General features: G+C 38.0%; 13 protein-coding genes and 1 tRNA gene. 1 reads left to right on the forward strand and 13 read right to left on the reverse strand.

What is annotated here, in order from left to right:
* Nucleotides 1-161: 161 nt before the first annotated feature.
* From XYLOR_RS01555 to rlmN, 13 genes are all read right to left on the reverse strand, one after another.
* Entirely contained in the window at nt 162-422 is a 261-nt protein-coding gene (locus tag XYLOR_RS01555; RefSeq protein ID WP_036876373.1) for a GNAT family N-acetyltransferase, read from the reverse strand.
* A 73-nt stretch (nt 423-495) separates the two neighbouring features.
* Entirely contained in the window at nt 496-1644 is a 1149-nt protein-coding gene (locus tag XYLOR_RS01560) for a hypothetical protein (RefSeq protein WP_154655644.1), read from the reverse strand.
* Nucleotides 1628-2008, reverse strand: a complete 381-nt coding sequence (locus tag XYLOR_RS01565) for a hypothetical protein (protein ID WP_036876377.1) — start codon at nt 2006-2008, stop codon at nt 1628-1630. Before XYLOR_RS01565 ends, XYLOR_RS01560 begins: the two co-directional genes overlap by 17 nt.
* The gene (locus XYLOR_RS01570; protein WP_036876380.1) at nt 1998-2558 is read right to left on the reverse strand and encodes an RNA polymerase sigma factor; all 561 of its coding nucleotides are present in this window, start codon (nt 2556-2558) and stop codon (nt 1998-2000) included. Before XYLOR_RS01570 ends, XYLOR_RS01565 begins: the two co-directional genes overlap by 11 nt.
* Nucleotides 2559-2671: 113 nt before the next feature.
* On the reverse strand, nt 2672-4090 hold the full coding sequence (locus XYLOR_RS01575; RefSeq protein WP_036876382.1) for an RNA-binding domain-containing protein: 1419 nt from the start codon (nt 4088-4090) through the stop codon (nt 2672-2674).
* Nucleotides 4091-4441: 351 nt separating this feature from the next.
* Nucleotides 4442-4517 (reverse strand) — tRNA-His (locus tag XYLOR_RS01580).
* 82 nt (nt 4518-4599) lie between these two features.
* A complete protein-coding gene (gene secG, locus XYLOR_RS01585; protein WP_036876384.1) occupies nt 4600-4995 on the reverse strand; it encodes a preprotein translocase subunit SecG in 396 nt (131 codons plus the stop codon).
* Nucleotides 4996-5003: 8 nt separating this feature from the next.
* Nucleotides 5004-5774: a DUF8458 domain-containing protein gene (locus XYLOR_RS01590; protein ID WP_036876386.1), complete on the reverse strand. Its 771-nt coding sequence runs from the start codon at nt 5772-5774 to the stop codon at nt 5004-5006.
* Between the two features lie 36 nt (nt 5775-5810).
* Nucleotides 5811-6323 carry an LPS assembly lipoprotein LptE gene (gene lptE / locus XYLOR_RS01595; RefSeq protein ID WP_036876388.1) on the reverse strand — a complete coding sequence of 171 codons (513 nt, stop codon included), beginning with the start codon at nt 6321-6323 and terminating at the stop codon, nt 5811-5813.
* Nucleotides 6310-7554: a sigma-54 interaction domain-containing protein gene (locus tag XYLOR_RS01600; protein ID WP_036876389.1), complete on the reverse strand. Its 1245-nt coding sequence runs from the start codon at nt 7552-7554 to the stop codon at nt 6310-6312. The genes lptE and XYLOR_RS01600 overlap by 14 nt, the downstream gene beginning before the upstream one ends.
* An 85-nt stretch (nt 7555-7639) precedes the next feature.
* Nucleotides 7640-8620, reverse strand: a complete 981-nt coding sequence (locus XYLOR_RS01605; protein WP_036876391.1) for a lysylphosphatidylglycerol synthase transmembrane domain-containing protein — start codon at nt 8618-8620, stop codon at nt 7640-7642.
* A 22-nt stretch (nt 8621-8642) separates the two neighbouring features.
* A complete protein-coding gene (gene pdxA, locus XYLOR_RS01610) occupies nt 8643-9746 on the reverse strand; it encodes a 4-hydroxythreonine-4-phosphate dehydrogenase PdxA (RefSeq protein WP_036876392.1) in 1104 nt (367 codons plus the stop codon).
* Between the two features lie 72 nt (nt 9747-9818).
* Entirely contained in the window at nt 9819-10859 is a 1041-nt protein-coding gene (gene rlmN / locus XYLOR_RS01615; RefSeq protein WP_036876394.1) for a dual-specificity RNA methyltransferase RlmN, read from the reverse strand.
* Between the two features lie 127 nt (nt 10860-10986).
* On the opposite strand from rlmN, the gene XYLOR_RS13530 reads away from it, so the two are divergent.
* Complete coding sequence (locus XYLOR_RS13530; protein WP_084608505.1) at nt 10987-14787, forward strand: DUF4922 domain-containing protein; 3801 nt, start codon at nt 10987-10989, stop codon at nt 14785-14787.
* Nucleotides 14788-14789 lie beyond the last annotated feature (2 nt).

A 14789-nucleotide genomic window follows, 5' to 3' on the forward strand; every position in this document is an offset into this window, starting at 1 on the left:
ATATCCTTAATATGGTGAAATGGCTGTTGTACTGAGTCTTATAAAAGTCTCAGTCTCAAGTCTCAAACTATAAATTCTGCTTTATTGCTTTTGGTGTTGTACCTATCCCTCCCGGCTTCGGCGTACTCCCCAAAATCGCATAGGGGAGAAAATAAAGGTAATTATTTGTCGTATTCAGGATGTTTTTTAAGCCAATTCTTGGCATAGGGGCATGTCGCTGCAGGTCTTAAACCTTGTTGGATGGCATAGTCGTAAACATACTTCACCAATTGCGAAGCTATTCCTCGATTTTCTAATTGAGAAGGAACATATGTATGAAGAATATCCAACGTTCCTTCTGTCAGTTCATATTCCACATAAGCTGTGTAGCCCTCTATTTCGGTACACGCTTTCTCGTTTTCTGTATCATGTATTATTTTCATGCGGTAAAGATATCTATAAAACTTTGAGTCACAATGCCTTTTATATAAAATATGCAGATTATGTACTACATGTTTATTTCCGCTTTTTGCGAATATAAAGGTATACTGCTGTGAAAATAACGATTGCGGTGATAGCAAAAGCCCAGATATTTGTCACTCTAGACTGAGCTGTTATGGAATAGTTGCCTGAAATTAGACGTTCGCCTGTCAATCGGTAGCTAATGACGTGCTGATCGTTGCCGGCAAGGCTATTTCCAATAATACCTCTTCCTGAATCTGTGATGACACCTGGCATTGACAGTTGATAATCTACAGAGAACTGGGTCAATGTTATATAGTCGGACAGTGTCTTATATGCGTTCTCCTTCAATTTTTCGTTATCCAAAACTGCTGAGAAAGCATCTGAATGGAAGAAATCACTAAATAACTTTTTTGTGTTTTCTTCTTCAATAACCTCTTCTTTTTTGGTCATGAATCTTTGTAAGATAGCATCATGAAGATGGATGAACCCTTGTTTGCTGACAGGGGCTTTATTGACAAGACTGTAGTTGTCGACGATTAATTGGTAGATTGTCTCAAAATAATTAGTTGTTAGCCATTTACTATATTTATCTTTAATGTTACTCATGATATCGTCCTGCTCAATGCCATTCAATCCTTTGGTAAGATTAGGAAAACCTGTGAACCAAAAGCCTATTTCGGCTCCGGTCATAAATTTTTCGAGTGGAACTTTGAAGGATAAATTCTGTCTGTGGTAAGTTTCACGATATGAATAATAGGTATAAAACCATCTGAATGAACGTTTTAGTTCTGTTTGGGGTTTAAGGGTTTTTACGCTATCAAGATTGAAGCATGTATGTTCGCCCATATCTTTTGCTGATCTCCACTTTCCGGATATAAATACGGCAATAGTGTCGCATGCTCTTCTGCTTATATGTGACCGGATAGAGTCGTATGTCTGCCGGCTGAATGGAAATGGATGTCTGGCATTTTGTCCCTTTACAGACCAACTTAACTGCCAGCCTGTTCCGATTCTTACAATATTGTGGATGGTATCAATTTTACCGCTGACCAACTGGGAAGAATCAAGCTGAACCTCAAAAGTACGCTCGCATGATCCGTCTTTATTGATAACAGTACTCATTCTGCATTTCCGGTCTGTACATGATGCAATCAATAGCAGGAATAACAGAAGGAATGAAAGGTTAATATTTGCTTTCATAAATTTTCTTCTTTAAAAGTTCGTAACTACTCTTATCGTAGAGTTTCTTTTGTATATAGTTTATATATAAGTCCCCGTCCTTGATGGGGCGCGTCTTACTTAATGTCTCGTTCTGATAGGCAATTATGCTTGCTCCGTCTGTGGCATAATTTACTGTTATCATCTGAAATGTGAAGATAAAGAGTAGTAATATCGCGGCTGCGATAGAGCAATTCCTTACAGGAACAAACCATCTATTAGGTCGTGATTCTTTCTCTATTTTGCGCATAATGGAATCTGTCATTTTGTTAGGATGGCTAAGCCTAGGGTGCTTATTTTGCAGATCCTTAAATATATTATCAATCAGTTGTTCATTATTTGTCATAACCTAAGCGTGTTAATTGTTTCTTAATTTTCTGCCTTGCAACATATAGATCGCTTTTTATATTGTCTGCACTTAATCCTGTGATCTTCTCGATTTCTTTTGTCTCCATGTTCTCAAGTACACTGAGCGTGAAAACGATCTGTTGTTTTGAACTAAGTTCTGAAACAAGAACTTTAACGATAGCCACCCATTGGTTGTTCATTAGCTGTTGTTCAGGATCAGGCGCAGATACATATGTTAGGAATACAGTCTGGTCTATTGGTAGGGGAGACGTGATTTTCTTATGTTTCAGTCGGTCAAGACAGACTCTGTAAACTATTTTGTAAAGCCATGTTGTAAACTTACCTTTGCTTTCAGAATATCGGTTGATATTTTGCCAAACACTGACAAAAGCCTCTTGAACAGCATCTTCTGCATCTGATTCGGAGCAAAGCAACTTCAGCGCAAGTGAGAATCCCATGTTTTGGTATTCAGATACAAGTAAGCGGAAAGCTTCTGTATCGCCATCTTTACATTTTAGGATAATACTGTTTAGTCTTCTTTGCTCCATCTGTATTCTATGTTACTACATTTAACTATACGACTATAACAAAGAAAAGTCGAAAAAAATAGCTAAATATTAGTCGACATATAAAAGAGTTCTAATTCATTTACTTGAATATTTTAATTTTTTTCAATAATATTACTTACATTCCAATGTCCTGATTTGTCAGAACCGACTCGTTCGATTAGTTTTAGATTTTTCAATTGAGCTAGTGCTCGTCTGATTGTTGCCAAACTCACATTTAGACGTTCGCATAGTTCTGGTCTAGTTATAGTTGGATCTTCTTTCAGTAGTGTTATCAAATCTAACTGCAATAAATTCTGTAATCTTACAGGGTCATTTACAGGGTCATTTACAGGGTCATTTACAGGGTCATTTATATGTTTCTTGTAATTATTGTTCAGCAATTCTGTATAGAACGAGGTCGCTTGTGAACGGAATCTTGGTTCTTTAGCTCTTGAGAAGCCTGGCAATTTAGCTGATTCGTTGCAAATTTTACGCAAACCGCTACCTCGTTTTTCCATAAAGTTCAACTGGGAAAATACGTCTGCTAATATAGGATTACGTCGTTTTGAAGATACATCATCCAAATTCCTATCTTGTATTAACGAGCCGTCGAACATACCTCCGGGAGAATATATAACCAATCTGTCGTCGTAGATATCAATATGGACTTCACTTCCCAATTCTGAATAATCACGATGTATGAACGCATTTACCAGCGCTTCAAACACAGCTCTACTTGAATAATCAGGAGTGTTCAGACGGCGGTTTGATAACTTTATCCAACCTTTGAGATTATGCAAATCTACGAATTGCTCTCCTGCATTTAGTAAAGTCAACAAATTCCCTTGATACTCTCTAGAATCTTTAGCATCATCTTTATGAATGCCACTCCATCTAGTACAATATAGGCTTGAATGCCTAAATGGGCATTGATCAGCGAATAGGACACCGGCATTCGTTAAAAAGCCTTTATCGGTAACTAGAGAGAAAGAACGGAGTAACTTTTCTTTAAATGATAAATTTGTTTGCTTCTCATAAGTTTTTGCCAACTTTTCAAATGTCATGTCCTTTAATGTATATTCTGTAGGTAGTGAATCATATGTGACATTTCTGCTTTTGAGTACTAAACTGCTTAATTGACCTGATGACGCAATAACACTTTCATCGCCAATTCTGATGAAAGCAATGCGGCTACCACTATTAACGAAATAATATGGCGTCATACTTCCTGACGGAATATGAAGTTCCAAAACTGTCTTACCATTTTCTGTCTGAATTGATTTTAATTCAAAGTCAGGTATGGGATCTATAATGTTTTTTATCTTATCACTGATAAATTCCGTATCTGATTTTGCATCTTTCAGTCCAACTACTTCACCATCATCATTTACACCAAAGAATAATGAACCTCCAATTCCGTTGGCAAAAGCGCTTACACTCTTCAACCAACTTTTATATTGTTTACGTTCCAGAAACTCCTTGAAATCACAAGTAGTGTTTTCTCCAATTAGGCGTTTTAATATTTTTTCCATAGAATATCTATATCAGGCAAGAAGCATAAAATTCTTCTTTAACTGCAAAGATACGAAATAGATGTTTTAAAACGTAGAATAAGTTTGAAAAATTCAGAAAATAGTTGTTTGTTTCTTTTGTTATCGTTATATAACATCCACCGATTAAATTATCTATTATTGGCAGTTCCTATTTTCTACCGTAATATTTAACTTGACTATTATAATGCTCTAAATAGTATATCTTTGATATAATTTTATATCGTTATATTTATGTGCATGGTCAAATCTTGAATAAAAAGGCAGAAATTTTGAAATGTGTTAAAAAAGAAATCCTATAAATCAATGATTTATAGGACTTATAAGCTTTAAGGGTGGAAGATGGGACTCGAACCCACGACATTCAGAACCACAATCTGACGCTCTAACCAACTGAACTACATCCACCATGTTGGTTGCTTTTCTTAAGCGAGTGCAAAGGTAAGGGATTTATTTGAAATCTCCAAATAAATCCCTAAAATTTTTGCATATTAGTTTGCTGGCTGTGCAGGAGCTGCAGGAGCTTTTTGCTGTGCTCCGCCTTTCTGTGCAGGTGCAGACTGTTTGTTCTGACTTGCACCGAATCCAGGTAATGTGTTTGGATTTGTAGAACTATCTTCTGTAGCGCTACGCTCAATAACACTCTCTGATGTTGTGGCCTTAGGAGCTACGTAAGCGCATACAATGCTGAATAGAACCATGGCAATGGCAAGACCCCATGTAGATTTTTCGATGAAGTCTGTGGTTTTGCGAACACCACCTATTTGGTTATAAGATGAGAAGTTTGATGCCAAACCTCCGCCTTTAGATTCCTGGATTAATACGATGAACACCATCATTATAGCTGCCAGTACAATCAAAATTACGAATAATGTGTATAATCCCATTTTTGCTGTTATTTATTTTTATTATTTATTATCAATTTCTCAAGAAAACGTATTTGGTCTGCAAAGTAAGCATTTTTTTTTGGATATTCCAAACTTAATTGGCGAATAATTTCCAAAGCTTTAGAATATCGGCCTTGTTTTATATAAATCTTTGCTAATGTCTCTGTAAAATATGTTTCCTCGACATTCTTACTCTCATCGTTGTCGTTATCGGATATCTGTGGCAGGTATTCCGGATTTTCGTTAAGAGTTATCTTACCTGTGTCATTTCTTATGAAATCGTCGATAAGACTTTGGCCCTTCATCTGAGGTGCCTCTTCTTTTGTCTCTTTTTCTGACGGTTCTTCGCTCTCGGATTGTATAAGATATGATACGTAGTCGATGGCTGCATCTGCAGGTGTTGGCTTGCGTTTCGGTTTGTTTCCTTTTTCCTCCTCTTCTTCTTCTTCTTTTGGTATTGAATCGAGGAATGTATCTATAAGAGATATCGTACGACTCTCTTTTTCAGGTTCGCTCTCTGTCTTCACAGTGGGCTGTTGGATGTTTAGTTTGTAGTGAGCAGCCTCTATCAGTTCAAATATTACTTTCCTGTCTGTTATATATAATGCTGCACGGCGTAATTCTTCATCAAAAGATGGGTCGTGAAGCAGATAGAGATTCTGGAGCATAAGCAATCTGGCTGTCTGGAAATAGGGATATAGAGCTAGCGTAGAGCGCAGCTCATAAAGTGAATCCCGGTCCATAAACTCCGGATGATTGATTAGCTCTGTAATTTCCATACGTATATATAAAAGGTGTTTATCAAGAGGGCAGACTTACCAGTTGGCTACCGTCGCGTTGAATATCTGATCTGTAATATCTTTTATCATCTGTGTGACCAGTTCTTCCTGTACAGATGACAGTGACTGTGTGTTCTCATAAGATGATGTGGCCGTAAATTGGCGTTCGAAGTCTTCCTTGTGATTAGCTTTGTTGGTGAAACGTACATTTACTGTCATTGACAATTCTGTCTGTGCAGATTGTCCTGTACTTGATACAGATTTGTTGCGTTGTGAATATTGGGTTATCTCACCGTCTATAATCATGTCACCGTTGCGTTTTACTTGTACAAGGTGAGTGTGGTTGGCAAATACATCCTTCAACTGATTGTTGTATATGTTCTGCATAGGTCCCCACACATAACTTGAACGTATAGGGAAATCGTTGATCTGTATAGTCTTTGTCTTGTTATAGTCTATACTAGCACCGTCAAATTTGTATGATACTTTGCATGATATGAGCAATACTGCTGATAAAATGAGTATTATATATTTTTTAGCCCAATCCATATTGTCTTATTCTTCTGTATAATGTACGGGCTGAAATGCCCAGTTCTTTAGCTGCTTTTTCTCTATTGCCTCCATTGCGTTCCAAAGCTTTCTCAAGCATCTGCTTGCCAAGAGCACTAAGATTAAGGTTCTCGGGTTCGTCGATTTCTTCTACTTCAGCTTCTTCTGCAATAGACTGTTTAGGTTGCTCAGGCTGTATGAATATCGGCTTTTGGGCTAATGCAGATGCCTGCGATTTGGCCGCAAGGTCTGTGCTTGCCTTTATAGTTGCAGCCTCGGCTTGAGAATCACCAAGTTGCTTTTTGAGTATCGTCATATCGCGTCGGAGGTCATTGACGTTACCGCGCAGTTCGAATAGAATCTTATATAATATTTCGCGCTCATTCTCGAAAGAGTGCTCCCCGTCATTCTTGTTTATAGTTGCTAATTGCGTACTATCTGTATCGGTAGGTATAAACTTACCTAATATTTCAGGAGTAATAATACGTTCACGACAGATAACAGAAATCTGTTCGGTAATATTCTTCAACTGTCTCACATTACCGGGCCACTTGTAATGCATGAGCATCTGTTTGGCTTGATCTGTAAGCGCTATCTTGTCCATGCTCAACTTCTGTGCTATTTGCAAGGCAAATAATCTGAAAAGCAATACTATATCCTCTCCACGCTCACGGAGAGGTGGCATCTTGATAGGAATAGTATTAAGACGATAATATAGGTCTTCTCTGAATCGGCCTTCGCTTATGGCTTTTACTAAGTTGACATTGGTAGCAGCTACAATTCGTACATCGGTCTTGCGAATGTCTGTGCCACCAACGCGTAGGTATTCTCCTGTCTCTAATACACGTAGGAGCCTTGCTTGTGTTGGCATAGGTAATTCGCCTACTTCATCCAAAAACAGGGTGCCCTTGTTGGCAACACCGAAGTAACCGTCACTCTCATTTATAGCTCCTGTATACGAACCCTTTTCATGACCGAAAAGCTCTGAGTCAATAGTTCCCTCGGGGATAGAACCACAGTTGATGGCAAAATATTTCTCTCTCTTGCGTGGGCTGTTGTCGTGTATTATTCTTGGCAGAACCTCTTTTCCTACACCGCTTTCACCTATTATTAAAACAGAGAGATCTGTAGGCGCTACCTGTAATGCAACGTCTAAAGCATGGTTCAGTTCGTCGGAATCTCCGACAATAGTGTACCGTTGTTTTACTTTCTGTAGTTCTGTTGTATTCATTTAGCTGACAAAATTACACATTTTATTTGAAAACACTGCAACTTTGACATAATTTTATAGGAAAATGAAGTCGCAGGCCCTTTGTCTATTCTTTTATTTTTATCAGTAATAATCCTATTGCAGTCCATATAAGTTCGCGTAGACGTACAATAAGTGCAACGAATATACCGGCACCTGCTGTAAGTCCTAAACTTGCCGCAGACATCACAAAACCACCTTCTCGACCTCCCAACTGTAAAGGAAGGAAGAACAACATGTTTGCAAACATACTGGTAAAAGCTAGTATAAATACGCAATCAATGAAGTTTACATTGGGCGTTATTACTAGTAGTATGAAAAATATCTCGAAGCTGTTTAAGAAGCGACATAAAAGTTCTAACAAAACTGCTGAAACAAGAGTATTACGACTTTGACTGTGTAATGCTGCTATCTGATGGTCGATCGTATCAAGCTGTTCTTTATGGCTTTCGATATACTTGCGTGCCCATTTCTTTATCAAAGGTAAATGGCGTAGTATACGCATCGCCTTCATTGCTATTCCACCTTTGTATCCTTTTAAGAACAGCCATAAACATAGAATACAGAATGCTGCAATGCATGCCAGCATGATGCCCATGAACAGGTTTACAGGTCGGCAAGCGACGAAAATAATCACTGACAATAGCCAATACCAAAAGTGTGAGAATATGTGTGTCATAGCATACAATATAACTGATGATGACGCACGTTCAGGACCGATCTTTGGAGATAATGCCATTATACGATAAGGCTCACCTCCCATAAGTCCACTTGGGGTTGTATAGTTTAGTGCAAAGCCGCTTATAGTTACTTTGTACAACCACCAGAATTTAATATCTGATTTACCGTTATTACCACTTTTTATTATCAAGTACCATGCTGAGGAGTTTAGCATGTATAGTACTCCCCAGAGAACAATTGCTGCTCCAAACCAATAACCTGCTCTCTTAAGGCCTGCCAATACTTGTGACAGATCTAGCTGCGTCAGCATTAAAAGAAGCAAAACAAGACCGAATACAAAAAATATGTTCTGATATTTCTTTTTCATTGATGATAGTATGAAGTGTGAGTTATTCTTCGCGCTTTTTCTGAATAGCAAAACGCACTTTCTCGCTTTCGTCTCTGTGCTCGTGATAAAGCTTCTTGAGCGGATTGGCTAAAGGCTCATCATATTCGATGCGATTGCGGAATACATCAATCGCCAGATAAACGGCCTGACGGAATGAATTCTCGTCTGCGGTACCTTTTCCTGCAATATCATAAGCTGTACCATGGGCAGGAGAGGTGCGTACTATAGGCAAACCTGCTGTAAAGTTTACGCCATCGTCTTCTGCAATAGTCTTGAAAGGAGCTAATCCCTGATCGTGATACATTGCTAAAACGCCATCAAATTCGTTATATGACTCACTGCCGAAGAATCCATCTGCAGGATAAGGACCGAATGCCTGTATCCCATTTTCTGAAAGTTCTTCTATTGCAGGTTTTATAAATTCCTGTTCTTCATTTCCTATTACGCCTCCATCACCTGCGTGTGGATTTAGTCCCAATACAGCAATGCGTGGATTGGATATGCGAAAATCGCGTTTAAGACTATTATAGAAAATCGTAGCTTTTTCTTCTATTCGTTCTTTTGTTATAGACTTAGCTACTTCGCTTATAGGCAGGTGGGTAGTAACTAGTGCAACACGTAGTTTCTCGTTAAGGAGTATCATCAACGCCTTATTTCCTTCACCTACAGATGTCTCTATATATTCTGTATGTCCTGCGAAATGGAATGCTTCGCTCTGGATGTTGTTTTTGTTTATAGGTGCTGTAACTAGAACATCGAAAAGTCCATTACGGAAGTCTGTCATAGCTCTTTCCAATGCTTTCAGCGCTGCAGAACCTGCTTCCTTGGATGGCTGGCCTATTTCTACTTTTACTTCTTCATCGAATGTGGTAAGAAGATTTAATTTGCCTTCGTGAGCATCTTCTGCTGTATTTATGATAGTGAAATTGACAGGCAAATCCAACATCTTACGATGAAATGTAGCAACCTTAGGTGAACCGTATATAATAGGGGTGCACAACTCGAGCATCGCCGGGTCTGAGAAAGTCTTGAATATTATTTCGTATCCAATACCGTTAGTGTCGCCATGCGTTATTGCTACGCGAATCTTTTTATTTTCTTCCATGCTTATATCTTTATTTAATGTCTTTTGTCTAATTATTACGTGTTTATTAAAACAGTAAAATTACACACTATACTATTTATTATTGTTATTATTATTTTTAGCTGTACTTAAGAGTCCACACGCTGCAAAGATATCTTCACCCCTGCTTGCCCTTATAGTCGTGAATATTCCATGTTTAGTGAGATAATCTCGCATTGATTCCATACGTTTTTCGTCGGACGCATGCAGGCTTACTCCCGGTATCTGATGAAATCGTATAAGGTTTACCCTGCAGTCAAGTCCGCTTAACAGTTTTACTATCTCACGAGCATGTGTGGTGGTATCATTGAAACCTCCAAACATTATATACTCAAAAGAAAGTCTGCGTTGATGAGAAAAATCGTAGTGCCTTAATAGTTGAATAACCTCACTGATAGGAAAGGCCTTTTCTGCAGGCATCATCATTTCCCTCTGCTCATGTATAGGTGAATGCAAACTTATTGCTACATGGCATTCGCTTTCATCAAGAAAACGCTTCAACTTGTTTGTTATTCCAACGCTACTAACCGTGATGCGTTTTGGGCTCCATGCATATCCGTTCTCGTCTGTCAATATTTCTGTAGCTCGTAACACATTGTCAAGGTTATCCATTGGTTCGCCTTGGCCCATGAAGACAATATTAGTAATCTTGTCTTGCTCCGGCAGTGAGTAAATCTGGTTTAGAATATCGCAGGCAGTAAGATTTCCGTCAAACCCTTGTTTTCCTGTCTGGCAAAACTCACAATTCATTTTGCATCCAACCTGCGAAGAGACACACAGTGTAGCTCTGTCTTTTTCAGGTATATATACTGTTTCAACGAAATAACCTGAAGCAGTAGGGAAAAGATACTTTATAGTTCCGTCTTTTGATTTTTGAAATCCCAGATTAGGTAAACAACCTACATTATATTCAGCAGCTAACTTTTCACGGTTAACCTTAGAAATGTTAGTCATCTCATCTATGCTTTTCACATGATTCTGATACAGCCATTCGCATATCTGCAATGCTGTAAATTTTGGCATCCCCAATTCGGTAACAGCTGATTGTAGTTCACCAATAGTTTTTCCGAGAAGATTCTTTTTGCCTTCTTCCATATTATATATAATATTTGGGTACAAAATTAACTAAAAAAATTGTGATAGCAATGATTTTATGTTTTTTTGTTTTGTATTTCACGAGGTTTGTATTAACTTTGCCATCTAGTAATAAATATTAATACTGATGAGTGAATTTATAGATTGTTTTCTGCTATGTGATAATCTGCCGGTTGTAGAAGAACTGGTAAATCAACTTAGAGAAAGCAAAACAATACAACATATCCATCTTCTTGTTTCGGAAGATTTCGCAAAGGAGAACACTGTTCCGGATAATTGCAAATTTATAGTTGCAGACAGCATATCAAGCAGTAACACTATCTTTAACGTAGAGAAAAATACGTATGCAGATTATGTCTTATTATACTTAAAGGCCTCTCCTTTAAGTTTCAGTCCGTATGCTCTGGAACGCTTGTTATGCGTAGCATCTGATTCTAATGCGGCATTAATATATAGTGATCATTTCTCTATTGAGAATGGAAAGCAGGTAAAACATCCTACAATCGATTATCAAAAAGGTAGTATAAGAAATGATTTTGACTTTGGTAGCGTTTTGCTGATAAAATCGTCATTGTTGCATCTGTATGTTCATGAAATAGAAACAAGAGAATATGATTATGCAGGTCTGTATGATTTAAGGTTGTTCTTAAGTCGTAAAGGTGAAATAATGCATATTAATGAGTTCTTGTATACTGAAGAAGAATTGGATACAAGAACCAGTGGTGAGAAACAGTTTGACTATGTGGATCCTGCTAATCTGAATGTGCAGATAGAGATGGAAAAGGCTGCTACTGCTCATCTTAAGGAGATTGGAGCTCTGATAGATACAAATAACTATTTGGAACCTGACTTTAAGGAACAGAGTTTCCCTGTTGAAGCTTCGGTGATAATACCTGTAAGGGATAGGGTGAAAACCATTAAAGATGCAGTAGATAGTGCATTGGGACAGAAAACAGATTTTGGCTTTAATGTAATCGTTGTTGATAATCACTCAACAGATGGAACAACGGCTTTGCTACATGATTACAAAGATAATGACAGGCTAGTTCATATAATTCCTGAAACTTTTGACCTTGGTATTGGCGGATGTTGGAATAGAGCTATAAATGATGATAGATGTGGAAAGTTTGCTGTCCAGTTGGATAGTGATGATCTGTATTCCTCACCAAATACTCTACAGACAATAGTTGATGCATTCCATAAACAGAAAGCAGCAATGATTATCGGTTCATATCGTATGTGCGATTTTGAATTAAATACTTTACCTCCAGGAATGATAGATCATAAGGAATGGACAGAAGAAAATGGTTGTAATAATGCCTTGCGTATTAATGGCCTGGGAGCTCCACGAGCATTCTTTACGCCATTGGCACGACAGATACAGTTTCCTAATACCAGTTATGGAGAGGACTATGCTATGGGGCTGATGTTCTCTCGTTATTATAGGATAGGACGTATATATTCAGAACTCTATCTATGTAGAAGATGGGGTGGAAACAGCGATGCTGCACTTTCTATTGATAAGGTGAATGCGAATAATTTGTATAAAGACCGTTTGCGTACACTTGAAATAAATGCACGCCAGCAAATGATAGCAGGCAAAAAGGATATAATGATGGATAGTCAGTTACATCGTTTCTTTAGTCATCAGTTGGAAAAATGGGATAAGGCACGAAATAATTTCCGTGAACTAAAAAATATAAATATACGTGAACTGAATGCAGGCAACTTTACTTTTACAGTACAGTTCAATCCTGCAAGGATAGTATCAACTGCAGCTAAGATTGATAAGCAGAATATTGGGATGCGTCCGTGTTTTTTGTGTGAGAAAAATAGACCTGCAGAACAGAGGATAAAAGTATTCGATGAAAAATTTGATATACTGGTAAATCCATTCCCTATTCTTCCTGAACACTTTACAATACCTGCACATAAACACCAACCACAAGCAATATTAGCCAACTATGGCGAAATACACAAACTGCTGTCTGTGTATCCTGAGTTTATGGTGTTTTATAACGGACCGAAGTGTGGAGCTTCTGCTCCTGATCATGCGCATTTTCAAGCAGGTACAAATGGCATACTCCCTTTGCAGGCGCAATGGGGCCGACTGAGTCGTAACCTCAATGTTATTCTATCTTTTAATGATGATGAGGATATATCTGTGATAAGTGATTATCCTGTACCGGCAATACTGATACGTAGCAAATCTGCAGAGAGTGATGAAGAGATGTTCACTAGAGTATATAGTGCAATGCCGGTACGTGAAAATGAATATGAACCGATGATGAATATCATCTCTTGGATGGATGGCGACAGACATATGACAGTTGTATTTCCGAGAGAGAAACATCGCCCTGATTGTTATTCGGCAGAAGGCGACAGGCAATATCTGGTTAGTCCAGGAGCTTTGGATATGGCAGGAATGATAATTACACCTCGTCATGAGGACTTTGAGCGTATGACAGCAGAAAGGGCTTCATCTATATTATCAGAGGTCACTGTATCAAAGGATTCGTTCGCCACTATACTGAAAAAAATAAAGGAATGTGGCCGTTTAAGTATAGAAGACAGATTAAGAACGGCATATATTAAAGAACCGCAAGTTAGTGTTGGTATAATCAGTGGACAGAAAATACATTTCTCTCTTAATTCGACTTATTTTGCTAAGGGAGAGACAATAACAGGCGATCAACTTGTGGAACTCTCTGAAGGTGGAATATTGTGGAATGGTAATCAATATCAAGAACTTAAGTTTACTCCTAAATCACCAGAAGCGTCATTCTCAATATATGATGTAACAATCGGGGTTAATTTTCATTGGGAACGTAAAGAAACGCAAATGTTTAATGGTTCACTAAACTTAGTTGTTGAGGCGGACAAAATAACAGCAATAAATGTAATACCTGTAGAGTGTTATCTTACTAGTGTAATTTCAAGTGAGATGAATGCTACATCATCCGTAGAATTGCTTAAGGCACATTCTGTGATAAGTCGCAGTTGGCTACTTGCGCAAATGGAGAAAAGACGTCAGATGAAAAACGGTTCTAACGGATTCTTTTCATTTATTAAGAAAGATGATGAACTGATAAGATGGTATGATAGGGAAGACCATACGATATTTGACGTCTGTGCAGACGATCATTGTCAACGCTACCAAGGTATAACAAAGGCTAACAATAAATCTGTAGTAGAAGCAATATGTGCTACACGAGGTCAAATTTTAATGTATGGTGATGAAATATGCGATGCACGTTTCTCTAAGTGCTGTGGAGGTGTGACAGAGGAATTCCAATATTGTTGGGAGAATATGCCTAAGCCATATCTTTTGGCAATAAGAGATAATAAACAGGGAGCTGATAGTAGTTCTATTACACCTATACCAGACCTTACAGATGAAGCACAGGCTGAAAAATGGATTCGCACAGATGTTCCAGATTCCTTCTGTAATACTCATGATAAAAAAATCCTTTCGGAGATTCTTAATGATTACGATCAGGAAACATCTGATTTTTATCGATGGAAAGTGGAATATACTCAGAAGGAAATAAAAACTCTTATAGAAGATAAAATAAAAGAGGATTTTGGAGATATTCTAGATCTTATACCTATAGAAAGGGGCAAGAGCGGTCGTATCTGTAAATTGAAAATTGTTGGTACAAAGAAAACCTTTGTTATAGGAAAAGAACTGGAGATTCGTCGCACCCTTAGTAACACACATCTATATAGTAGTGCATTCGTAGTGGATAAGACAGATATCTCTGCAGATGGTATACCTGCTAATTTTATTATAAGAGGTGCCGGCTGGGGGCATGGAGTAGGACTCTGCCAGATTGGTGCTGCCGTAATGGGTGCTGAAGGATATAAATATAACGAAATATTGCTGCACTACTATCGTGGAGCTAAAATAAAGAAAATCTATAAATAGTA

Origin of the sequence: Xylanibacter oryzae DSM 17970 (assembly GCF_000585355.1) — a bacterium.
GTDB classification, from domain to species: Bacteria; Bacteroidota; Bacteroidia; order Bacteroidales; family Bacteroidaceae; genus Prevotella; species Prevotella oryzae.